This is a genomic window from Pseudomonas sp. JAI115 (assembly GCF_014200835.1).
GTDB classification, from domain to species: domain Bacteria; phylum Pseudomonadota; class Gammaproteobacteria; order Pseudomonadales; family Pseudomonadaceae; genus Aquipseudomonas; species Aquipseudomonas putida_A.
The window spans coordinates 437032-459636 of record NZ_JACHCY010000005.1 but is presented as its reverse complement, the minus strand read 5'-3'; the positions used below and the strand labels follow the sequence as shown (position 1 = coordinate 459636).

Sequence of the window (22605 nt, the reverse complement as noted above, 5' to 3'; positions counted from 1 at the left end):
CCTGGCGATTAAGGGCGATCGCGTCCGCTTAAAAATACGCGGACACCATCGCCCTTAATGCTGGAGTTTTGAAGGTGACTTGGCCAGACGCTTACAGTAATTCGGCCACCAAACTTTGTGAGTAGACCAATGCCATATCAGCAGTGGCGCGAATAGCGGCAATCGTTGGGCTTTCTTTGGGGTGCACGCTGCCAGCGCACCCGACAGAGGCGCGTTTTTTATCGATCATGGTTAGTTCTCGGTGTGGCGGGGGCTGGGCGTTCGCACTACCGCAGGAAAAGCGGCTGTGTTCATGGCAGTCAGAAGGCGCACTAGGCCAGACGCAGGTTTTGAGCCAGATTGAAGCGGCATGGCATTACGCATTCCACACCCCTAACGTGGCCAGTTTCGCTGTCAGAGTGGCGCGGTCGGTAGTACTGAGTACACCCAATGTGTCTGCCATTAACACGAGACCGAGCAAGCGAGCGTGTTGTTGGGGATTTCGGTTGACGTGGTAGGCAATCAGTTCGGCGCCAATCAAGGCAATCGCTTGATGACGAATGTCAGACGCAACGGGCGTGGTAAGGCGCTGCATGGTTAACGCTCCTTGATTTGGGGAGCTACCACCATTCGCGGCTAAACGGATGAGGGTGGTAGCTATGCGCGGGTTAGCCGACCGGGAATCAAGAAACCCGGCACGCTCGAAAGCGTCCCACGCACAGCCACCATAAAACGAATTGCCAGGCACAAAAAAAGCGCCTGCAAGACTCTGGACGCTGTAGCGTCTTGATTTCATCGGGCGGCTAAACCCGGTCGCTGAATTGGCAGCGACGGGCGCACCATATCGCGATCTTTGGCATCGGGCAAGACCTGTCATCGCGCTCAAACCTTCGCACTGCTTAGGGGGCGGTCAACAATTCGCCAGACGCAGCATAACGGCAGACCGTGAACAAAGGCGGCATCCTCCACAGCGGCGGTTACGTTGTGGCCGGCGGTGGCTGTGCGTTGAATGCTTTGGCGCAGTTTCAGGCGTAAAAGGGTGGCTACACAGAGCTTTTCGATAACGCGAAGTGTCTCAACTTCACCCAACTGCTGCACCAGTTCAGCAGCAGCGGAAAAGCGAAGGGTAATCGGCGCGTGTGGCTGTTCAAAACTCATGCGCACCCCTGACGACCGATTTTTTCGGCAATCCATTTGTGCACGTCAGAGGCGGGCCATGCCACAGCACTACAGCCGAGCGATACCGGGGCCGGGAAGGCCCCTCGCCGAATCAGCTTATAAATCTGAGACTTGCTCAGCCCGACAACGAGGCAGACGGCAGGTAAACGCAAAAGGGTGGGGGTAGGTGTTGCGGACAAGGTCATTTATTAAGTCTCCAGTAGGCTTTAACGATGCCTATCGAAAGCCAGCAGCCCCCCTAATGTCTTGAAGTTTGGTATCTAACCCCCGTCTAACGATCAATAACGCACACGAAATGGAAGTCAGCATTCGATTTGGCACCGGTAAAAATTGGCTAAATCAGTTCCTTGATTGTATTGCGGCTTGGGAAGTCGGCTAACAGTGCCTTGCCCGCCAAATAAATCAGTTTGCTTGCTAACGTATTGGGCGGCATTTTTTCGCTAAGCTCTGCCGCTACCACACAGAAGGGGTCGTCTGGGCTGCGTGTCGCAGCGTTAGCTGCGATTTCCATTAGCCCTCGGTTGAAGCGCTGGGTTGTCGATAATCTAAGGCCGGTGGGAAGATCACTGTTAGGCGTCTTAACAGCGGGCGTCCGTTCAGGTTCGTACGCCAAAAACCTTGGTACGTACCAATCCGATGTGGACATGAGCAGGCAAAGTTTTTGCGCATTGATGCCAATGGCCGCGTCCGACACTGGCACCTTTTTTTTCGCGTCACGGACACACATCACATGCTCAGGAAAGTCAGACCTGAGCGCCCTGCACTTGAAGTAATCCGCCAAGTCGGTGGTTGTCAGTTGAAACCTGCTGCGCGCAATCAAGGGCTGCGCCACCGTTCCCACCCACCACGCGCCAGCGGTGAGAAACTCGAGGCGCTGGCCCTCATCGACTATTTCGGAGAACAGACTCCAAAGATCATAAGAGGCCGCTTTGTGGCTGCATCCTATTTCCTCGGCATAGTGAGCCACCAACGCGCAAAGCAAAATGGGGGCTGTTCGTTCTCGGGTTGAGCGATAAGTTGTTGGGGTCGAGGTGTGTGAAAAGCTTTCCAAACATTGCGCCTACACAATCTCCAGCAGAAAGGAACGGCCAGCCGGGCGGCTGGAGGCGCCATTCACCCGTCTGGCTAGGCTGGCCGTTGATTGATTCTAACGTGTAAGTCAGTCCTACGACCGCTCTTTACGCTCGCAGGCCAAAGTCACCCGTCACGACATTGCTGCCTGACTCCAGTGTGTCTAAATAGTCTGCATACCACTGAAGCATTTTTTTGCGTCCGTCTAGGTATTGGGCATGGTTGTAGGTGCCTCTGACGGTGTTTCTATCCGTATGGGCGAGCTGGGTTTCTACCCAAGCGCTGGAATAGCCCTGATCGTGAAGAATGGTTGACATGGTGTGTCGAAAGCCGTGGCCGGTGGCCTTTCCGTCGAATCCGCTTTTTTTCAACAGCTGATTGATAGCGGCTTCGCTCATGGGTTTGCCGGGATCGTTTCTACCGGGAAACACGAGGGTGTAACCGCCAGAAATTTTTTGCAGCTCTCGCAGCGTTTCAAGGGCTTGCCGTGACAGCGGTACGAGGTGTGTTCTACGCTTTTTCATGCGCTCGGCGGGAATTGTCCAGATCCCAGCATCTAAATCAAATTCGGCCCATGGCGCCGCTCGCAATTCAGATGTTCGCACCCCTGTCAGCATGAGGAGGCGCGCGCCCAATCGGACTAGCAAACTGCCTTCATAGCCACTAATGGCTTGCAAAAGCGGCGGCAGTTCGTGGGCTCGAAGAAAGGGATAATGCTCAGGAATCGGGGCCTGTAAGGCGCCGCCGATATCGCTCACTGCGTTGTATGTGGCCCGCCCCGTAACGATGGCGTATCGATACACCTCCGCGCAGCGTTGGCGTACCTTACGCAGTTTCTCCAGCGCTCCGCGTGATTCAATTTTGCGGAAGACGGCTAACCATTCAAGAGGCTTTATCTCCTCGATGGGTCTGCCGCCTACATGTGGGAATATGTCATTCTCAAACGCGGTCAGCGTGTCAGCAGCATATCCTTCAGACCAGCGAGCCGATTTGTGCTCGTGCCATTCAATGGCCAGTGCTTTAAACGTCGTCGCTCGCGCTGTCGCTGCCATCAATCGATCTACTTTACGCTCTATGCCCGGATGCTTGCCCTGTGCCACAAGCGCGCGAGCTTTGGCGGCTAATTGCCGCGCTTCAGAGAGCGTCACCCGATCAACGGTGCCTAAAGAAATATGAGACTGTTTCCCGTCAAGGCGGAAGCGGAATCGCCATGATTTGCCTCCGGCAACCCGAACCCACAGGCACAAGCCATTTCCATCAGGCAGCCCATAATCTGTAGCGCGTGGACTGGCACCTTTAACTTGCAATGCGGTGAGCGGCATGCGACTGAGTACCCTAAACATTATTGAATAGAGAAAGATACTCAAAGGGTACTCGTTCAGCAAGCGCACGCTGTGCACTTCTATAAACGAGCAGAAACAAAAAGCCCCGCACTAGGCGGGGCTTTCGGTAGGTTCTGGAACGTCTGGAGACTTTCGAAAACTCTTTATTGGTGCCGGCACCAGGAGTCGAACCCGGGACCTACTGATTACAAGTCAGTTGCTCTACCAACTGAGCTATACCGGCGTGTGGGCGACGATTATAGCGATTGGGTTGGTTCTGTAAACCCCTGAATTCAGACTATTTTTACGCAGGCGCTGGATCAGGCTTGGCGTGAGCGGTGTCGCCGAGTTTTTAGCCGCAAAACCGAGGTGCTACGCGATCAAGCCAGAATGAGCGTGAGGGCAGGATTTCTGCACCGTTCATGCACCCATTTCACCCGTTTATGTCGTTTTGATTGGAAGCTTATGCACAACGGATCGACGCAACTGCAGTATTGCAGGGGATTTTGTGGACACGTTCTCATTTTGTGCGCAAATCCCTGTTTTACAGGTTTTTTATCAACATGAACAAAAAATGACCAATGCTGTTTAAGCGGTCTAACGGCCGTGAATATTGGATCCACGGGAAAACCATCAACAGAGTTATCCACAGGCTGTAAAGATTTCAAGCGCGCTCGGCCAGCAGCATGAAATTACGCGGAGTCAGCGGTGCGTCGCAGAAGGTGCCGAGGCTTACGACGTATCCCTGTTCGGCGAGAAAAATGGCTCGATCAAGATTCAGCCAAAGCTCCAGCGGTCGTCGGAACAGTCCGCGCAGTAATTCCAGGTTGCGAACTTCGGCCAACCGCTGCCAACCGGCCGCTTCCAGTGCCTGCCAATCTGGTGTGCTGATTGTGGATAACTCTTTCAGCGCTGCCAGATCGCGGCAGTAATCGGCGAAGGGTTTTTCCAGCCAGGCGCTGGGCAGGGACGGGGTGGGCAGGTATTCGTCTACTCCGCGCACTTGTCGTTGCAGCAGATCAAAGGCCAAACGTCGGGCCATGGAGGTGTCGCGCTGACGTCGGACTCTTGCACCGGCGGTGACGGTTTCGCTCATGGGCAGCGCCAGATCTTCGAGCGAGAGCTGTAGGGCGGATCGCAAGCCCGCTGAGGACAATGCCTGGTACTCGCTGCGATCGATCCGGTTGTAGCAGCACGGGGCGATGGCCATCTGCTGACATCCGGCAGCGCTTGCCAGTTGCATCAGGCGCACATGCAGGTCGCCGCAGGCATGCAGGGCGACCGGGGTGTGCTGAGCGCTTATAACGCTCGCTGCGTCTGCCGCCAGTACATCCTGCTCGACATGCAGGGCGTGCAAATGATGGCGCTGACTTAATGCCTGACCACTGGCGACCAACGCCGGATCGTATTCGACACAAGTCAGTTGTTGCCCCGTACCCAACAGGCGTCGGCCCAGATGTCCCTTGCCGGAACACCAGTCCAGCCAGTGCGTCGGCTGCGAGGCGAAAGACAAGCGACTGGCGAACGCCTCGATCTGCTGCCACTTGCGCCCCGGCACATCGACATTCAATCGATGGCCTGGGGTTTCCAGCGCATGCTCCGGTAGCTCACCAACCGCGCTCAGCTCAATCGACAATGCCGCCAATGAAGCGAACGGCTCCGGCGCATCGACGAGATCGGCAGGATGGTTATGCGCCCGCTCTGCATCTTCCAGCGATCGTCCGCGTAGCCACTTGGACAATTCGGGGTAGTCGGTTTCCCATGGAAGCGAAAGATGGGTGAACGGACGAGGTTTCCACAGCGCCTGATGCTCAATCAGAAAAGCATCCAGCGCGGTGAAGCGGGCGAGTAGGGCCTCGCCCGTCAGCACGTGTGAAGTTTCAACGCCCTTGGCAGGCATCGACGCGCAGCCAGCGCTCCAGCAGCTTGAAGCCGCGCACCAGCACGTAGGACATCAGCAGATAGAACACGCCGGCGGCGAAGAAGATTTCCACCGGCAGGTAGGTGCGAGCAATGATCGTGCGGGCCATGCCGGTCAGTTCCAGCAGGGTCACGGTGCTCGCCAGCGCGCTGGCCTTGAGCATCAGGATCACTTCATTGCTGTAGGCCGGCAGGCCGATGCGCGCCGCTCGCGGCAGCATGATGTAGAACATCGCCTTGGGTTTGGACATGCCCAGCGCTCGCGCCGCTTCGATCTCGCCGGGTGGAATCGCCTGAATCGCGCCGCGCAGAATTTCGGCGATGTACGCCGCCGTGTGCAGGGTCATGGTCGCGGTAGTACACCAGAACGGATCGCGCAGGTAAGGCCACAGCGCGCTGTTACGCACTGCATCGAACTGCGCCAGGCCGTAATAGACGAGGAACAGTTGCACCAGCAACGGCGTGCCACGGAAAAAGAAGATGTAGGCGTAGGGCAAGGCGCGCACATACCACAGCTTTGAGGAGCGGGCGATGCCCAGCGGAATGGCCAGCAACAGGCCGGCAATCACGGCAATCGCCACCAGCTCCAAGGTCAGGGTCGCGCCCTGCGCCAGTTTTGGCAGCCATTTGATGATCACTTCCCAGTTCATGAAGCGCTCCTCGCAAAGCCGCGAGCGGCGCGTTTTTCCAGGAAGTGCATGCCGGTCATCGCCAGCACGGTGAGGCCCAGGTACATGACCGCCGCCACCAGATAGAAGGTGAACGGTTGTTTCGACACGGTCACGCCGATCTGCGCGTGGCGCATGATTTCTTCCAGGCCGATCACCGACACCAGCGCGGTGTCTTTCATCAGGATCATGAACAGGTTGCCCAGGCCGGGCAGGGCGATGCGCCACATCTGCGGCATGATCAGCTTGGTGAAGATCCGCCATTTCGACAGGCCCAGCGCCACGCCGGCCTCACGGTGGCCCTTGGGAATGGCGAGGATCGCGCCGCGGAACACTTCCGTGGCGTAGGCGCCGAAGCACAGGCCCAGCGCAATCACGCCGGCGGCGAAGGCGCTGAGTTGCAGGTCGGGATTGCCGAAAAACTCACCGAGGCTGCGCATCAGGTTGACCGTACCGAAGTAGATCAACAGCGCCCAGAGCAATTCCGGGACGCCACGCACCAGCGTCGAATAAGTGCCGCCAAGCCATTGCAGCGGCTTGTACGGGGAAGTCTTGGCCAAGGCGCCGAGCAGACCGAGCACCAGTCCCAGGCACAGGGCCGTCAGCGCCAGTTTGACGGTCATCAGCGCACCGGCGGCGAGGGCCGGGCCGAATCCGTAGAGGTCGATAATCATGGATTTCTTTTCAAATCGCGGCAGGCAAGGCCGGGAGCCGGCGCCGTCGGATCACGGTGCCGGTCCCGCAGGTCAGATCAATAGATGCTGAACGGGAAGTACTTGTCGTTGATCTTCTTGTAGGTACCGTCAGCGACGATTTCCTTCAGCGCGGCGTTCAGCTTCTCACGCAGTGGATCACCTTTGCGCACGGCGATGCCGATTTTGTCGCTTTCCACGACCGCGTCGCCCTTGAACTCATAGTTCTTGCCGGCGTCGCTTTTCAGCCAATCGTAGTTGGCGTACTTGTCGGCCAGGATGGCGTCGACACGACCGGAGGTCAGGTCCAGGTAGGCGTTTTCCTGGGTGTCGTAGAGTTTGACTTCGATATCGCTACCGTAGGTGTCCTCCAGCCAGGTACCGGCGAGCGTTGCGCGCTGAGTGCCGATGATCTTGCCTTTGAGCGAATCCTTGTCAGTTTTGAACTCTTTATCTTTCGGTGCGATGAACTGCAGTTTGTTCGAGTAGTACGGGTCGGTGAAATCCACCGCGCCCTTGCGCTCTTCGGTGATCGACAGCGAGGAGACCAGGAAGTCGAACTTCTTGGCGTTCAGCGCAGGAATGATGCCGTCCCAATCGGAGGTGACCACGCTGCACTCGACTTTCATCTTGGCGCACAGGGCGTCGCCGATGTCTTTGTCGAAGCCGACCACGTTGCCGCTGGCGTCTTTGTTGTTGAACGGCGGGTACGCCGCTTCGATGCCCATCTTCAGGGTCTCGGCCATGGCTCCGGCGCTGAACGCGAGGGTGACGGCGGCGGCCAGGAAGACCTTTTTAAAATTCTGCATGCATGTTGCTCCGTTAGCGGTTGCTGGACATGAATTGTTTGCAGCGCGCCGAAAGCGGGTTTTCGAACACCTGCTGAGGCGATCCTTGCTCTTCCACCAGCCCCTGGTGGAGGAACACCACTTCGCTGGAGACCTGACGGGCAAAGCCCATTTCGTGGGTCACCAACAGCATGGTGCGGCCTTCTTCGGCCAGTGCGCGGATGACACTAAGTACTTCCTGAACCATTTCCGGGTCAAGGGCGGAGGTGGGCTCGTCGAACAGAATCACCTTCGGCTGCATCGCCAGCGTGCGGGCAATCGCGGCGCGTTGTTGTTGACCGCCGGACAGTTGCGCCGGGTAGGCGTGGCGCTTGTCGGCGATGCCGACCTTGGCCAGCAGCGCTTCGGCGACTTCGATTGCCTCGGCCTTGCTCTGGCCGAGCACGCGGCGCGGGGCTTCGATGATGTTGTCGAGCACACTCATGTGCGGCCACAGATTAAAGTTTTGAAATACAAAACCTATCTCGGAACGCAGGCGATTGATCTGTTTGCCATCAGCGGCAACCAGTTCGCCATTCTTGGCGGGCTTGAGCTTGAGTTCTTCCCCGGCCACCAGAATCTGACCCTGGTGCGGGTTTTCCAACAGGTTGATGCAACGCAGGAACGTGGACTTGCCGGAACCGGAGGAACCGAGGATCGAGATCACATCGCCGTCGCGGGCGGTCAGCGAGATGCCTTTGAGCACCTCAAGCTGTCCGTAGCGTTTGTGCAAGTTGCGGATTTCAAGCGCGGGCGTGGCCTCAGCCATGTGCGTTCCTCATATATGTTGCGCTCCTGCTGTTGGCGGGCCTTCCTGGCGAGGCGGCCAAGCTAGCATAGCGTTTCAATGGCAGCCAACAGCGCTACGGGCGGTAAGCGGATGGCGTGTGGCAGGTTGTCGCATCGGCACAGCAGACTGTCGCCCCATCAACAACCGAACGGGTGTTTGATCGTGCAAACCCGTGGGCGTCGCGTAAAAAAAGGCGCGATGTTGCCAGCTTTGGCGGGGTGTTGGAAGCGCTATCCGGCCGAACGTTCCTGAATCGCCCTTTTATTGTGCATCCCACACTTTTTCAGTGTGTTTCTGGTGCGCTGAATCGTCTGAAAAGTGAGTCGCAGGGTAACGCTCTGGCGAATTGCCATTCATTCCAATGACTTGCGATGACTGTCCGGTCTCGCTGAAAACCGCGGCCCAGAAGAGTTTGAAACATTTTGGCGCATTTATTGCGTGCAGAATCTGGAACGCCCTGTTGGTTTCTTTTTACGAGAAGGAAAACCAGACAGGACGGACGCAATCGCTTTCCTCGCAAAGGTAGTTCCGATGAGCAGTACCCCAAGCTCCAATGGCCTCGAACAGGGGCTCAAACCGCGTCATGTGACCATGTTGTCGATCGCCGGTGTTATCGGCGCAGGTCTGTTCGTTGGCTCCGGCCACGCGATCGCTGCCGCCGGCCCTGCCGTGCTGCTGGCCTACGCCGCCGCCGGTACCCTGGTGGTGCTGGTGATGCGCATGCTCGGTGAGATGGCTGTCGCCTCGCCCGACACCGGCTCGTTCTCGACATACGCCGACCGCGCCATCGGGCACTGGGCCGGTTTCACCATCGGCTGGTTGTACTGGTGGTTCTGGGTATTGGTGATTCCGTTGGAAGCCAACGCCGCCGCGACCATCCTCCATGCCTGGTTCCCGGGGATCGAGATCTGGGCGTTTGCACTGATCATCACCATGCTGCTGACGGTCACCAATCTGTTCAGCGTGAAAAACTACGGTGAATTCGAATTCTGGTTTGCCTTGATCAAAGTCCTGGCGATCATCGGCTTCATCGCGCTGGGTCTTGCGGCCGTTTTCGGCTTCCTGCCGAACAGCCAGGTCAGCGGTGTTTCGCACCTGTTTGATTCCGGCGGCTTCCTGCCAAACGGCATGGGCGCGGTGCTGGGTGCAATCCTGACCACCATGTTCTCGTTCATGGGTACCGAAATCGTGACCATCGCGGCTGCGGAATCGAAGAACCCGGGCAAGCAGATTTCCAAGGCCACCAACTCGGTGATCTGGCGGATCGGCCTGTTCTACCTCGTATCGATCTTCATCGTTGTGGCCCTGGTACCGTGGAACGATCCTACGCTGGCCAACCTCGGTTCCTACCAGACCGTGCTTGAGCGCATGGGCATTCCGAACGCGAAAATGATCGTCGACATCGTGGTTCTGGTCGCGGTCACCAGTTGCCTGAACTCGGCGCTGTACACCTCGTCGCGCATGCTGTTCTCCCTCGGCAAGCGCGGTGACGCACCGGCCATGTCGACTCGGGTCAACAAAAGCGGTACGCCTTACTGGGCCGTCATGCTGTCGACCGGCGCGGCGTTCCTCTGCACCTTCGCCAACTATGTGGCCCCGGCTGCCGTGTTCGAATTCCTGCTGGCCAGCTCCGGCGCCATCGCGCTGCTGGTGTACCTGGTGATCGCGTTCTCGCAACTGCGTATGCGTAAACAACGCATGGCTCGCGGCGAGAAAATCGTCTTCAGCATGTGGCTGTTCCCGGGCCTGACCTACGCGGTGATCATCTTCATCGTCGCCGCCCTGACCATCATGCTGTTCCAGGAAGCCCACCGCGTGGAAATCCTCGCAACCGGCCTGCTGAGCCTCATGGTAGTCTCCGCCGGCCTGCTGGTGGCGCGCCGCCGCAAGCTGGAAAACCGTGGTGCGGTGGTGCTGAACTGATCCGCAACGCGTAATGCAAAACGGCCGCTGTCAGTGATGACGAGCGGCCGTTTTTGTTTGTGCGCGGGGTTTATTCGCCCTTGTCTTCCTGGGTGTCCAGCGACTTGCCGTAAGTATCCAGCGCAATCCCGAAATCGGTGATGAACTGTGGCTCGGTCAGCCAGGCCTGGGCGGTTTCGATGTCCATGCCGTCGGCCCACATACGGTAGTCGATCAGCATGTCGGCGGCCAGGTGAGTGGCGGCCATGCCTTCGTTCTCGGCATTTTCCATGTCCAGCAGCTCTGGATGGTCAACGATGATGAACGCCAGTTCGCGCAGCAGGGTCAGCAGCATTTCGTTGCGACTGACGGCTTCGGCGTCGCGCATTTTGCTGAACATTGCGAGGGTGTATTCCGGGATCGGCTCGTCCAGATGCCCGAGGTTGTCGTCCTGGTCCAGCGGCTTACGGCCGACCATGCGGATGTGCTTGGCTTTGGCCTTGGCGCGTTTGGCGCGTTTCTGTTGCTTGTTCAGGGATGCCATGGGAACTCAGTTCTTCTGTTGGGTTTGTGCGGCGATCGCGTCGGACGCCGCCACATAGTCGGCCTGGAAGGCCGGGGATTCGATCCACGCCAGGGCGCCGGCTTCGTCGGTTTCCTGGGACCACTGGCGATACTCGATCAGCGCGGCGAGGATGAAATCCATCGCGCCTTCTTCGCCTTCCTGCTCGTAGACCAGTTCCAGCAGCGGGTCTTCGAGGAACGCGGTGCACATGGCTTGCTGGCTGATCTTCTCGGCGTCGATCATTTTCTTGAACAGCTCGGTCAGGTCCACCGACTCGAAGTCGATACGGTCATCGTTCGGGTCGAGTTCGACCGGCGCCTCGGCGCGTTTGCTGCGGTTTTGCTTGGCCTTGGTCTTGGCCCGGGCGGCGCGTTTTTGCTGCTTGTTGGCGGAGGCCATGGTGTGTTCCGTCGTGCGTTGAAAGGGCTCAGCTGCGTGGCACTGGCCGCCCGGGTGTGTCGGGGGCCAACTCGCCGGTTTGCAGCCAGGTCAGAGCAATGGGCCATAGTGTGGCTTGGTATGCGCTGCGAAAAAAGGCGAAATGTCCGACTTGTTGTTCGCCGATGTCCTGCGGCGCGATGCGCAAGTGGGTTTTGTGCGCATGACTGAAGTAGCCGAGCAGGCGTTCGATGGCCGGGATCGTGCCGTAAGGGTCGTCGCTGATGCTGATCGCCAAGGTCTTTGCGCGGACATTGGCGAAGGGCAGTCGACCGCTTGCTTTCAGCAGTCGGCGGCCGCTCGGACGCTGCTCGTAGCGCGCGGCAGGCGTGCTCCAGTCGCGTACGACGCCTGCTGGCGTGTCCTCGAGCCAGCCGAGGCGTTTGCCCGGGAAATAGCCACAGAGCCGCGTCAGCAGCGGCATCAGCAAATGCCATTTACCAAACATGCGCCAGCGCTGTGCCGGCGCATAGTCGCGCCAGTAAGCGAACTGCGCGCCGACTGTCACCAGTCGACGAATGACCTGCCCGGACTCGCCGAGCCCAGCCGCGCAACCGCCGAAACTGTGGCCGACCACATCGATTGGCTGGCCGGGAAACTCCCGTTGCGCGCGTTTGACCATCGCCTCGAAATCCAGCGCGCCCCAATCGGTCCATGAAGCCTCGAGGCCTTTCAGGGTTGCCGGACGCGATTCGCCGATGCCTCGGTAGTCGTAGGTGATCACGTCGAAGCCGTTGGCGAACAGGTAATCGGCGAAGCGCGAGTAGTGGCGGCAGCGGACCGAGGTGGCGGCGTTGATGATGACTACCGGGCGTTGCGCATCGGGCAGGGCGTGACGCCAGGTGAAACCGCCGAGCACAAAGCCATCGGCGGCAACGTCCTTGAAGGCCTCACCTTGTTCGCCAGTCAAAACCGATGACGTTGACTGTTTGTCTTGCGTTGCTGGCGCATCCTGACAGCTCATCGCTTTCGACCCTTTCGCGGAGCTGTCAACAATAGCCTTCGCGCCACACGGGAACAATCCGCCGTTTCTATTCAGCGGATTGCAGGAGCAGGCGTTCTTCGATCAGAGCCTGTTCCCGATTGAGTTCGGCGCGCAGCTCTTCCTCACTCGGCAGTATGGTTTTGTAACTGCTGGCGAACAGTTGCTCATTGCCCTTGAGCATTGAGTAACGCGCGACCGAGTCATTGCTCTCTGCACACAGAATGATCCCGACTGTCGGCTTGTCGCCTTCGCTGCGCTTGAGTTCGTCGTACATGCGCACGTACATGTCCATTTGTCCGACGTCGCGAGCGCTGAGCTTGCCGCGCTTGAGGTCAATGATCACGAAGCATTTGAGTACGTAGTTGTAGAACACCAGGTCGATGTACAGATCGTCACCATCGGTGCTGATGCGTTGTTGTCGAGCGACAAAGGAAAAGCCTTTGCCAAGTTCCAGGAGAAAGCCCTGCAGGTGGTCGATGAGAGCCTGTTCGAGACGACTCTCCCTGACTTTGCCAGCCGACGGTAGCCCAAGGAATTCAAGCATGACGGGATCACGTATGAACTCGCGCGGATGGGGTTTCATGGCTGCAATGTTGGTGGTGGCTTCTTCGATCACATCGGCCTTGTCCCGACTCATCAACAGTCGCTCGTAGTAGAGCGTATTGATCTGGCGATCAAGGGCGCGGCTGGACCAGTTCAGGTTGGCAGATTCTTCCATGTACCAATGACGAGCCTTGTCACTGGTGACGCCCAAAAGCCGCCGATAGTGTGTCCAACTCAATTCGGAACGCACTGCGTTCCAAATGGGAAACAACTGATAAAAACTCCGCATATAGCGCAGATTTCGATCATCAAACCCCCTCCCGAACTGCGCCGTCAGATCCTTTGCCAACAAGGCCAGCAACCGCTTGCCATACCCCGCCCGCTGCGCCCCTTGCTGTTCAAACTCGACAATATGCCGGCCGATCTGCCAACAGGTCTGGACTTGAATCGTATCAACCGCACGCAGCACTTTTTGCCGCGCCTGGCGGATCAGTTCGCCCAACTCTCCCAGCAATGAATCGATTTTCGGGTCTTGCGCATCATCAGGTTTTAACGGGCTCATCGAGTCTTCCGCATCATTGGAAACAGACGCAAAAGCATGCCGGGATTCACCGCTCGGCGATGTCGGGCGAGCCTGTGAAGTCAGCAGGAAGGCGGGATGGGTAGTGCAGGACGTTGCCGGCAAAAGGCGTATTGATAGCAATGGTCTGTAGTCCATTTCGTACATGCGCCAAGTACCAATCAATCTAAAACAAGCCTTGCGGTGCCAAATCTAAAAAAGGGTAACGATTGGGTTCTTCAGAACCCGGGAGTCGCCATCATGAAAAACATTCGTTCATTCATGCTGCCGCTCGCTGCTGTCGGTTGGCTGCTGTTGCCTGGCATGTCCCAGGCCGCCAACCTGGAACCGATCGACAGTGCCGGCGTGCAAGTCCAGCAACAACAGCAAAACGGCATCAACTACCTGTCCGGCGGGATTGGCCTGGACGAGTCAAAAGCCATTCAGCAAACCCCCGGCTACAACCTGCACATGACGTTCGCGGTGGGCGCGCAAGACCAGTACACCGCTGATGTCGATGTGGTGATTCAAAAGTCGCCCGGGCAAACCGTGCTGACCCTCAGCCAAACGGGGCCGCTGGTGTACGTGCAACTGCCACCCGGTAAGTACACTGTGGTCGCCACGCGCAATGGCGAAACACGGCGTGACGTGACAGACGTTGGCAGCGGCACTGCACGCAATCTGGTGTTCCACTGGAATGACGCTGGATAACCTCGGGTGCATTGAGGAATCGAGGCGCGGGTATCCCGCGCCTTCCTTTATCCCCGCGTACGCTTGGCCTGCTGCTTGTCACTGGGCTCTTGCGCCATTCGGTGAATCCACAATCCGATCCAGCCCACGGCTATGAAAAACAGGGTGCCAACGCACTGCGACACGATCTCGAACCAGAACATTCGGGGTTGCTGCGCGAGGGTGTAGGTATGGCGCGGGCCGGTTCGGTTCCAGGTAGTGATGGAGCCGCTGATCAAGCTGTGGATGATCAGATAAGTCGACGCGGCGATGAGGAAGGCGATCAGTACGCCGACCAGCACCGTCAGCCAGAATGCCACCCGGCTCTGGCGATAGGGTGGCGGATGGGGCAGGGGCACGCGGGTTCTTTTCTGGTTCATCGAGCGGATGACCCTCTTCCATAAGGTGCGGCCAAAGTAGCGCGGATTGCCTTTGTTCGAAACCCGTCGCGCATTTGCGCAGCCCAGAAAAAAGACTGGATTGAGCCGCCATCAAATCACAGGCATAAAAAACCCTGAATCTTGCGATTCAGGGTTTTCGGTATTTGGTGCCCAGAGACGGAATCGAACCGCCGACACGGGGATTTTCAATCCCCTGCTCTACCGACTGAGCTATCTGGGCAACGGGGCGCATTAAAAGGGTTTTTCGGATTTACGTCAACGACTTTTTTAAAATTTCTTAAATTAATTCCGTCGCTTACGATCCGCCCCCCGATTTTGCGGGTTTACTCCGCAGGCGGAACGTAGCCTTCCGCCTTGGCGTAATCCTCGCCGGAGAAGTACTTGTCCATTTCGCCCTGCAGATATTTGCGGTCTTCGGCGTTCATCATGTTCAGACGCTTTTCGTTGATCAGCAGGGTCTGGTGTTTCTGCCAGTCAGCCCAGGCTTTGGCCGAGACGTGGTCAAAAATATCCTGACCTTTGGCGCCCGGGAAAGGAGCGCGTTCCAGCGCGGGCAGTTCTTCTTTGTACTTGCGGCACATGATGGTGCGGGTCATGACGACTCTCCTGCGTTCAATACGGCGGCCGCGCGTTCGAGCAAGGTTTTGACCGGGGCGGCAAGGCCCAGGCGCGGCGGGGTGGCGAGGTTATACCAGAGCCAGTCGGCCTCGGCCACGTGCTGACCGGCCTCCTGCACCTGAACCAGCCAGGGTTCAATGGACAGCTGGAAATGGCTGAACGTGTGGATGAGGCTTGGCAGCGCCTGCTGCTCGCCCATGGTCAGCGAGTGCTGGTCGGCCAGATGTTGCAGGTCGTCGAGATCGTCGAGTTCCGGCAGGCTCCATAAACCGCCCCAAAGCCCCGTGGACGGGCGGCGATAAAGCAGAATCGCGCCTTCGCCGTTGGCCAGCAGCGGCATCAGCGTGCGTTTTTGCGGGATGGCCTTGCGCGGCTTGGGGATCGGGTAGCGCGTCTCCAGGCCGAGCATGTGCGCCTCGCAGCCCTTTTCCAGCGGGCACAGAAGGCAGCTCGGTTTGCTGCGCGTACACAGCGTGGCACCGAGATCCATCATCGCCTGGGTGTAGGCGTTGACCCGATCGTGCGGCGTGAAACGCTCTGCGTTGGCCCACAGCTGTTTGGCGACCTTCGGTTCCCCCGGGTAACCCTCTTGCGCGGTAAAACGCGCCAGAACGCGTTTGACGTTGCCATCGAGGATAGGCGCGCGCAGGCCCATGCTGATGCTGGCGATGGCGCCGGCGGTGGACAGGCCGATCCCCGGCAGATCCGTCAGCTTTTCGACGTCCCGCGGAAATTCGCCGCCGTACTGACTGACGACGATCTTCGCGGTTTTTTGCAGATTGCGCGCGCGGGTGTAGTAACCGAGCCCGGTCCACAGGTGCAGCACTTCGTCCTCCGGCGCTTCGGCCAGCGCTTGCACCGTTGGCAGCGCGGCCATGAAGCGGTCGAAGTAATTGAGCACGGTGCTGACCTGGGTCTGCTGCAACATGATCTCCGACACCCACACCCGATACGGATTGATGTCTTGCTGCCAAGGCAAATCGTGGCGGCCGTGGCGGTCAAACCATTCCAGCACCGCCGTGGAAAACTGCTCCGCTGTCATCGCTTGAACAGCCCCTTCAATGCGTTTTTCAATTCCGGGCTGACCTTGTCGCCAAGTTTTTCATCGATCTTCTCGCTGAGTTTGTCACCGGCCATTTTGGTCGCGACCTGGCCGAGGCGTTCGTTGTCCACACGGCAGGCCTTGGCGCCCAGTTCCAATGGGCCGCGGCAGCGCAGCGGCCACTCGATGCCGACGAATTTCTCGCCGACCTGACAGGCCGGATCCGGCATCGCGCTGGTGTCGCCTTCGACGATGATGCCGACGCGGTAATCCATGCCCAGCACCCGCAGGTCGATGTCGCCATCGCCGTTGACGGTCATGCCGGGGATGCGCACTTTCAGGTCCGGGTTGCTGGCGATGCCGTTGCGGAAGGTCAGGTTGCCCTTGAGTTCCTGGAACGGCGTGTCCTTGCCCCGTGGCTCGCCGCTGAGGGTTTTGCGGTTGAGGGTGGCGATGCCTTTGCACAGTTGCTGTTCAAGGTTGGCATTGAGCAGCACACCGTTGTTGATCACGAAGCTGGCGTTGCCGTTGAGGGTTTCGATCAGCGCCTGTTGGCTGTTGCCGCTGCCGGTGAGGCTGCTGGTCAGCGTGACCAGACCTTTGACCGGCGGATTCTTGCCCTGGCTTTCGAGGATTTTCTCGGCCGGCACGCGGTTGATCCTGGTTTGCAGGTTCAGCACCGGCGCACTTGGGCGTACGTCGAGGGTGCCCTTGGCTTCGAAGTCGCCGTTGTACAGGCCGCCACGCAGATTCTCCAACGTCAGCAGGCCGCCCTGGCCGGTGGCTTTGAGCGCGGCGTTTTGGATCGGCAGTTTGTCGAGGGTCAGTTGGCCGAAGCTCAGATCGGCATCAACGTCGAGTTTGGCCAGACGCTCGACCGGCAGCAGACGCTCGGTGCTCCAGGCGCTTTTGCTTGGTTTGTCCGGCAACGGTGTGCTGCCAGCGCCGGCCATGGCATCGGCTTCGGTGCTGGCGACTTCGGCCTGACGCACTTGCGTGGCGTTTTTGGCTTTTTCCGATTTCGGCGGCAGGTAGCGGTCGACGTCGAACGTGTCAGCCTTGAGGATCGCGCGCAGCGACTGCTTGGCGAAATCTTCCACGGCAATGCGCCCGCTGAAGCTGCTGTCGTCGAGTTTCAGGTTGATGTTGTCGAAGGCGACGCTGGTTGGCGTGGCGGCCACGCGGCTGACCAGTTCGACCTTGCTCAGGCTGCCGGGCGCCATGGCTGGCAACGTCTGGCCGATGCTGTCGACAAATTTCGCCAGATCGAACTGGGCGATCGAGATTCCGCCAGTGATCTGCGGGGTCTTGTCGAGGTCGTTGGCTTTCAGCTCACCGAGGGCACGCAACTGGTTGGCGGAGATCTTGATCCCGGTCCATTCGGCGACGTTCGCTGCCTTGTCCAGGGAAATCTGGCCTTGGGCGGAGAAGGTCATGGCCTTGCCTTGTAGTGGGTCGCCGGTCAGTTCGCCGGACAGTTTCATGTCTTCGAACTTGTAACGTTGCAGGGCGCGTTCGATGCGCAGCTCGCCGTTGAGCTCGGTGCGCACCCGCAGCACGGGCTGATTGGTGCTGAGGAACGCCGTGGCTTTCAGCGGAATGTTGGTCGAGTCGTGTACTGCACCGGTGCTCAGCTGGATGCTTTCGGCGCTGTACTGCTTGCCGGTCTGCTCGTCGGTGTATTCAACACGGGCGTTGTTGACGGTCAGGCTGTCGATGTCGAGGCGGATCGGCTGCGGCGGTTTTTCCGGCTGGACGGGGGCCTCTGCAACAGGCGGGCCGGCAGGCGTCGGGCTGCCGGCAGGCGTGGCAGGAGGTGGCAGCTTGCCGATGTCTTCCCAGTTGCCGTGGCCGTTCTTGTCGCGTTTGAGGCGCAGGTTCAGGCCTTCGACGCGCACATCGCTCATCTGCACTTCGCGGCGCAACAGCGGCAGCACGCGCACGGACAGGCCGAGCATCTGCAGGTCGGCATACGGTTCGGTCGGGTTGATCAGGGTGGCGATGCTGGCCTCATGCAGTTCCAGGCCGAGCCACGGGAACAGGCTCCAGCCGATATCGCCATTGAGCGTCAGCTCGATGTGGGCCTTGTCGCGGGCTATCTGGCGGATCTCGTCTTTGTAGTCGTTGGGATCAAACAGGTGGGTCAGGGCGAAGCCCGCCGCCACAATGATCAGCAACAGCCCGAGAAGTACCAGACCCAGGATTTTGCCGAACGCTTTCATGGGCGAGTCCTTGTAGTTAGTCGAATTCGTAATTTAGCCGGGGAGTATAGCGCTGCATCCGCCCGGTTCGGGGCGCTGTCATGTCGCGATCACGTCCAGCGGCAATTGCAATCTGGCGGCCAGCGCCTGGATTTCAAGGTGCCCGGCCGGTGCCAGCAGGCGCAGTTGGGCACCCGCTTGCGACGCCATTTTCTGTGCTTGGTTCACCAGTCTCTCGGCTACCCCACGGCGCCGGGTGACTTTTCGTACACACAAATGTGACAAGTACCAAATCCTGTCGTGCCTTGTCAGGCGTGCTGCACCGAGCAGGCGATCGTTGAAACGTCCTGCAATCAAAGAGCCGTCAGCCAGGCTGTTTTCGATCAGTTGAGCGTCCCCGGAATACGGTGCGAACAGCCATTGCGGAGCGTCACGATAGATTTTTTGCAGGTCCTGTTGATCCTGGTAACTGGCATCGTTCAGCGCTTGGACAGCGATCGGCATGGCTTTTTCCTGTGGGGACGAGATCAGATGACATGAAAAAGGTGATATCAGTTTGGTTTTTCTGTCACGTGCAAATGGTAACCTTCGCCGGTTCGTCCGTCCTTCTGCGACTTAACGTCGCGCCTTCAAGGAGCTTCACCCGAAAAAACGGTCATGCCTGCGTGCATAAAGGCCGAGGGTGAGCAGTGGCTGGCGAACCATACTAATAATTGGGGGATACACAATGAGCACGAGCATCACGGCGGACGGCCTTCGCGCCGACCAGCCTGCGTTCCTGTCCAAGGAACGCATCATCGCCAAGCCCGGTTTCAACCGCTGGCTGGTTCCACCGGCCGCTCTGGCCATCCACCTGTGCATCGGCATGGCCTACGGTTTCTCGGTGTTCTGGTTGCCGCTGTCTAAGGCATTGGGCGTCACGGCCCCGGTGGCTTGCGCACCGGACATGAGCTTCATCGCTCAGGTCTTCTCTTCGCAATGCGACTGGCCGATCTCCATGCTCGGCTGGATCTACACCCTGTTCTTCATCTTCCTCGGCTGCTCGGCAGCAATCTGGGGTGGCTGGCTGGAACACGCCGGGCCACGCAAGGCCGGTGTGGTGTCGGCACTGTGCTGGTGCGGCGGTCTGCTGATCTCTGCACTGGGTATCTACACCCACCAGATCTGGCTGATGTGGATCGGCTCTGGCGTGATCGGTGGTATCGGTCTGGGCCTGGGCTACATTTCGCCGGTCTCGACCCTGATCAAGTGGTTCCCGGACAAGCGCGGCATGGCGACCGGCATGGCGATCATGGGCTTCGGTGGCGGCGCGATGGTCGGTGCACCGTTGGCGACTGCGCTGATGAGCCACTTCGCTTCGCCTGCCGGTGTCGGCGTGTGGCAGAGCTTCGTGGCCATGGCGGCGATCTACTTCGTGTTCATGATCGGTGGCGCCCTGGCTTACCGTGTGCCGCCAACCGGCTGGAAGCCTGAAGGCTGGACTGCTCCGGCGAAAAAAGCCTCGAACGCGATGATCACCCACCGTCACGTGCACGTGAATGTGGCGTGGAAAACCCCGCAGTTCCGTCTGGTGTGGCTGGTGCTGTGCCTGAACGTGTCGGCCGGTATCGGCATCCTCGGCATGGCCTCGCCACTGCTGCAGGAAGTGTTCGGCGGCAAGTTGCTGGGCGTTGACGTGCCGTTCGGTCAACTGGATGCCGGGCAACTGGCTTCGATCGCTGCGATCGCTGCCGGCTTCACCGGTCTGCTGAGCCTGTTCAACATCGGTGGCCGCTTCTTCTGGGCTTCGTTCTCGGACTACCTGGGTCGCAAAAACACTTACTTCGTGTTCTTCGCCCTCGGTTTTGCCCTGTACGCGCTGATCCCGAACATGGGCCATCTGGGCAATGTTGCACTGTTCGTGGCGGCGTTCTGCATCATCCTGTCGATGTACGGCGGTGGTTTTGCGACCGTTCCAGCGTATCTGGCCGACCTGTTCGGCACGCAAATGGTCGGTGCGATCCACGGTCGTCTGCTGACTGCCTGGGCTGCGGCCGGCGTGCTCGGCCCGGTGCTGGTGAACTACCTGCGTGAGTATCAGTTGAGCATCGGCGTTGAACGCGCTGCCGCTTACGACATCACCCTGTACATCCTCGCCGGCCTGCTGGTGCTGGGTTTCCTGTGCAACCTGATGGTGCGTCCGGTGGCCGACAAGTACTTCATGACCGACGCTGAACTGGCCGCCGAACAGGCGCTGGGTCACGACAAAGGTGCTGATGCCAGCACCGTGCTGGAGTGGAAAGCCGCACCGGGCAGCAAGCCGCTGGCAATCGCTGCATGGCTGGTGGTGGGTATTCCGTTGGCGTGGGGCGTGTGGGTGACCCTGCAGAAGACGGCGGTACTGTTTCACTAAGTAAAAACGTAATACCCCTGTAGGAGTGAGCCCTGCTCGCGATAGCGGTCTGACAGTCGACAGAAATGTTGACTGTGAGGCCCTCATCGCGAGCAGGCTCACTCCTACAGTTGTTTTCGGGGTGGCTGTAATGGCTTGTATGGACATGTCTACCCGCGACAGCCGGGCGTTCTATCCGTCAGCCATCTCACGTCGCGTGTTTCTGTTTCGGCCTCGCGTGCCTATAATGGCTGCCTTTTTCGCCCAATGATTTTGCGGAGCTGGTGATGGCCGAACGTAAGGCGTCTGTCGAGCGCGACACTCTGGAAACCCAGATCAAAGCCTCGATCAACCTTGATGGCACCGGAAAGGCCCGATTCGATATCGGTGTTCCTTTTCTTGAGCACATGCTGGATCAGATCGCCCGTCACGGGTTGATCGACCTGGATATTGAATGCAAGGGCGATCTGCATATCGACGACCACCATACCGTGGAAGACGTCGGTATCACCCTCGGCCAGGCCTTCGCCAAAGCCATCGGCGACAAGAAAGGCATCCGTCGCTACGGTCATGCTTACGTGCCGCTCGATGAAGCGCTGTCGCGTGTGGTGATCGACTTCTCCGGCCGTCCAGGCCTGCAGATGCACGTGCCCTACACCCGCGCCACCGTGGGCGGCTTCGACGTCGACCTGTTCCAGGAATTCTTCCAGGGCTTCGTCAACCACGCACTGGTCAGCCTGCACATCGACAACCTGCGTGGCACCAACACCCACCACCAGATCGAAACCGTGTTCAAGGCTTTCGGCCGCGCGCTGCGCATGGCCGTCGAGCTGGATGAGCGCATGGCCGGGCAAATGCCATCGACCAAAGGCGTTCTGTAATGCAGACGGTTGCAGTTATCGACTACGGCATGGGCAACCTGCACTCGGTGGCCAAGGCCCTCGAGCACGTCGGCGCCGGCAAGGTGCTGATCACCAGCGATGCGGACGTGATCCGCGAAGCCGACCGCGTGGTGTTCCCCGGCGTTGGTGCGATTCGCGATTGCATGGCGGAGATCCGTCGTCTCGGTTTCGACGCACTGGTGCGTGAAGTCAGCCAGGATCGTCCGTTCCTCGGCATCTGCGTCGGCATGCAAGCCCTGCTCGACAGCAGCGAAGAGAACGACGGCGTCGACTGCATCGGCCTGTTCCCGGGCGCCGTGAAGTTCTTCGGCAAAGACCTGCATGAAGACGGCGAGCACCTGAAAGTCCCGCACATGGGCTGGAACGAAGTGCAGCAGAAGGTCAGTCACCCGCTGTGGCACGACATTCCGGACATGGCGCGTTTCTACTTCGTGCACAGCTACTACATCGCTGCCGCCAATGCGCGGCAGGTAGTCGGTAGCGGTCATTACGGAGTCGATTTCGCTGCCGCGCTGGCCGAAGGCTCGCGTTTCGCCGTGCAATTCCACCCGGAGAAGAGCCATACCCATGGCCTGCAATTGCTGCAGAACTTCGCCGCGTGGGACGGTCGCTGGTAAATGGCTGCCAAGAAGTCCAAACCGCCGATCCTGACCCTCACTCCCGAACAGGAGAACGAGGTCAACCGCAAGATCCAGCGGTTCATGGAGGATCGGTTCGAACTTGACCTGGGTTCGTTCGAAGCGGCGGAAATTCTTGAGCTGTTTACCCGCGAAATTGCTCCGCACTATTACAACAGGGCGATTTTCGATGTGCAGACCCACCTCAAAGAGCGGTTTGAAAGCATCGAAAGCGACCTGTGGGCGCTCGAGAAAAACTGATTTCCGAGCCAAGCTGAACATTC

The 22605-nt window shown here is 59.0% G+C and carries 26 protein-coding genes and 2 tRNA genes; 6 read left to right on the top strand and 22 right to left on the bottom strand.

Going from position 1 to position 22605, the window contains the following annotated elements; translation table 11 throughout:
• Positions 1-91: 91 nt before the first annotated feature.
• The 12 genes from HDC30_RS15465 to HDC30_RS15410 all read right to left on the bottom strand — a co-directional run bounded on the left by HDC30_RS15465 (position 92) and on the right by HDC30_RS15410 (position 8427).
• Complete coding sequence (locus HDC30_RS15465) at positions 92-229, bottom strand: hypothetical protein (protein WP_183783877.1); 138 nt, start codon at positions 227-229, stop codon at positions 92-94.
• A gap of 126 nt (positions 230-355) precedes the next feature.
• On the bottom strand, positions 356-574 hold the full coding sequence (locus HDC30_RS15460; RefSeq protein ID WP_183783875.1) for a hypothetical protein: 219 nt from the start codon (positions 572-574) through the stop codon (positions 356-358).
• A gap of 287 nt (positions 575-861) precedes the next feature.
• On the bottom strand, positions 862-1137 hold the full coding sequence (locus HDC30_RS15455; RefSeq protein ID WP_183783873.1) for a hypothetical protein: 276 nt from the start codon (positions 1135-1137) through the stop codon (positions 862-864).
• On the bottom strand, positions 1134-1343 hold the full coding sequence (locus HDC30_RS15450) for an AlpA family transcriptional regulator (RefSeq protein WP_183783871.1): 210 nt from the start codon (positions 1341-1343) through the stop codon (positions 1134-1136). Before HDC30_RS15450 ends, HDC30_RS15455 begins: the two co-directional genes overlap by 4 nt.
• A 149-nt stretch (positions 1344-1492) precedes the next feature.
• Positions 1493-2209 (bottom strand): hypothetical protein, encoded by a 717-nt coding sequence (locus HDC30_RS15445; protein ID WP_183783869.1) that lies wholly within the window; start codon positions 2207-2209, stop codon positions 1493-1495.
• A 127-nt stretch (positions 2210-2336) separates the two neighbouring features.
• Entirely contained in the window at positions 2337-3596 is a 1260-nt protein-coding gene (locus HDC30_RS15440) for a phage integrase central domain-containing protein (RefSeq protein WP_260319932.1), read from the bottom strand.
• 123 nt (positions 3597-3719) lie between these two features.
• Positions 3720-3795 (bottom strand) — tRNA-Thr (locus tag HDC30_RS15435).
• 420 nt (positions 3796-4215) lie between these two features.
• Positions 4216-5451, bottom strand: a complete 1236-nt coding sequence (locus HDC30_RS15430; RefSeq protein WP_183783867.1) for a methyltransferase — start codon at positions 5449-5451, stop codon at positions 4216-4218.
• Positions 5432-6121, bottom strand: a complete 690-nt coding sequence (locus tag HDC30_RS15425) for an ABC transporter permease (RefSeq protein WP_007961692.1) — start codon at positions 6119-6121, stop codon at positions 5432-5434. Before HDC30_RS15425 ends, HDC30_RS15430 begins: the two co-directional genes overlap by 20 nt.
• Positions 6118-6813 carry an ABC transporter permease gene (locus HDC30_RS15420; RefSeq protein ID WP_183783865.1) on the bottom strand — a complete coding sequence of 232 codons (696 nt, stop codon included), beginning with the start codon at positions 6811-6813 and terminating at the stop codon, positions 6118-6120. Before HDC30_RS15420 ends, HDC30_RS15425 begins: the two co-directional genes overlap by 4 nt.
• Positions 6814-6890: 77 nt before the next feature.
• On the bottom strand, positions 6891-7640 hold the full coding sequence (locus tag HDC30_RS15415) for an ABC transporter substrate-binding protein (RefSeq protein ID WP_095137950.1): 750 nt from the start codon (positions 7638-7640) through the stop codon (positions 6891-6893).
• Positions 7641-7653: 13 nt separating this feature from the next.
• On the bottom strand, positions 7654-8427 hold the full coding sequence (locus tag HDC30_RS15410; RefSeq protein WP_007961695.1) for an ABC transporter ATP-binding protein: 774 nt from the start codon (positions 8425-8427) through the stop codon (positions 7654-7656).
• 552 nt (positions 8428-8979) lie between these two features.
• Between HDC30_RS15410 and gabP the strand changes: the two genes are divergently transcribed.
• On the top strand, positions 8980-10371 hold the full coding sequence (gene gabP / locus HDC30_RS15405) for a GABA permease (RefSeq protein WP_183783863.1): 1392 nt from the start codon (positions 8980-8982) through the stop codon (positions 10369-10371).
• Positions 10372-10441: 70 nt separating this feature from the next.
• Here the strand turns inward: gabP and HDC30_RS15400 are convergent, their stop codons facing one another.
• From HDC30_RS15400 to HDC30_RS15385, 4 genes are all read right to left on the bottom strand, one after another.
• Complete coding sequence (locus tag HDC30_RS15400; protein ID WP_027611244.1) at positions 10442-10894, bottom strand: hypothetical protein; 453 nt, start codon at positions 10892-10894, stop codon at positions 10442-10444.
• Positions 10895-10900: 6 nt separating this feature from the next.
• Positions 10901-11314 carry a hypothetical protein gene (locus HDC30_RS15395; protein WP_123585613.1) on the bottom strand — a complete coding sequence of 138 codons (414 nt, stop codon included), beginning with the start codon at positions 11312-11314 and terminating at the stop codon, positions 10901-10903.
• A 28-nt stretch (positions 11315-11342) separates the two neighbouring features.
• The gene (locus tag HDC30_RS15390; RefSeq protein WP_183783861.1) at positions 11343-12317 is read right to left on the bottom strand and encodes an alpha/beta fold hydrolase; all 975 of its coding nucleotides are present in this window, start codon (positions 12315-12317) and stop codon (positions 11343-11345) included.
• A gap of 67 nt (positions 12318-12384) precedes the next feature.
• Positions 12385-13443: a YhcG family protein gene (locus HDC30_RS15385; RefSeq protein WP_183783859.1), complete on the bottom strand. Its 1059-nt coding sequence runs from the start codon at positions 13441-13443 to the stop codon at positions 12385-12387.
• 258 nt (positions 13444-13701) lie between these two features.
• Between HDC30_RS15385 and HDC30_RS15380 the strand changes: the two genes are divergently transcribed.
• A complete protein-coding gene (locus HDC30_RS15380; protein WP_183783857.1) occupies positions 13702-14151 on the top strand; it encodes a carboxypeptidase regulatory-like domain-containing protein in 450 nt (149 codons plus the stop codon).
• A gap of 47 nt (positions 14152-14198) precedes the next feature.
• Here HDC30_RS15380 and HDC30_RS15375 read toward each other — a convergent pair whose 3' ends face one another.
• The 6 genes from HDC30_RS15375 to HDC30_RS15350 form a co-directional block, all read right to left on the bottom strand.
• Positions 14199-14549, bottom strand: a complete 351-nt coding sequence (locus HDC30_RS15375; RefSeq protein ID WP_183783855.1) for a hypothetical protein — start codon at positions 14547-14549, stop codon at positions 14199-14201.
• 165 nt (positions 14550-14714) lie between these two features.
• Positions 14715-14790, bottom strand: a tRNA-Phe gene (locus tag HDC30_RS15370).
• A 103-nt stretch (positions 14791-14893) separates the two neighbouring features.
• On the bottom strand, positions 14894-15166 hold the full coding sequence (locus HDC30_RS15365; protein ID WP_003220737.1) for an oxidative damage protection protein: 273 nt from the start codon (positions 15164-15166) through the stop codon (positions 14894-14896).
• Positions 15163-16230 (bottom strand): A/G-specific adenine glycosylase, encoded by a 1068-nt coding sequence (gene mutY / locus HDC30_RS15360; protein WP_027611250.1) that lies wholly within the window; start codon positions 16228-16230, stop codon positions 15163-15165. Before mutY ends, HDC30_RS15365 begins: the two co-directional genes overlap by 4 nt.
• Complete coding sequence (locus tag HDC30_RS15355) at positions 16227-18452, bottom strand: AsmA family protein (RefSeq protein ID WP_183783853.1); 2226 nt, start codon at positions 18450-18452, stop codon at positions 16227-16229. Before HDC30_RS15355 ends, mutY begins: the two co-directional genes overlap by 4 nt.
• Positions 18453-18530: 78 nt before the next feature.
• Positions 18531-18935, bottom strand: coding sequence for an acetyl-CoA sensor PanZ family protein (locus tag HDC30_RS15350; RefSeq protein WP_096796695.1), 405 nt, complete (start codon positions 18933-18935; stop codon positions 18531-18533).
• 223 nt (positions 18936-19158) lie between these two features.
• On the opposite strand from HDC30_RS15350, the gene HDC30_RS15345 reads away from it, so the two are divergent.
• The 4 genes from HDC30_RS15345 to HDC30_RS15330 all read left to right on the top strand — a co-directional run bounded on the left by HDC30_RS15345 (position 19159) and on the right by HDC30_RS15330 (position 22582).
• Positions 19159-20823: an OFA family MFS transporter gene (locus HDC30_RS15345; protein ID WP_096796694.1), complete on the top strand. Its 1665-nt coding sequence runs from the start codon at positions 19159-19161 to the stop codon at positions 20821-20823.
• Positions 20824-21089: 266 nt separating this feature from the next.
• Entirely contained in the window at positions 21090-21683 is a 594-nt protein-coding gene (gene hisB / locus HDC30_RS15340) for an imidazoleglycerol-phosphate dehydratase HisB (RefSeq protein ID WP_007909204.1), read from the top strand.
• Positions 21683-22321, top strand: a complete 639-nt coding sequence (gene hisH / locus HDC30_RS15335; protein WP_027611254.1) for an imidazole glycerol phosphate synthase subunit HisH — start codon at positions 21683-21685, stop codon at positions 22319-22321. Before hisB ends, hisH begins: the two co-directional genes overlap by 1 nt.
• Positions 22322-22582 (top strand): DUF2164 domain-containing protein, encoded by a 261-nt coding sequence (locus tag HDC30_RS15330; RefSeq protein ID WP_027611255.1) that lies wholly within the window; start codon positions 22322-22324, stop codon positions 22580-22582.
• The last annotated feature ends 23 nt before the right edge of the window (positions 22583-22605 follow it).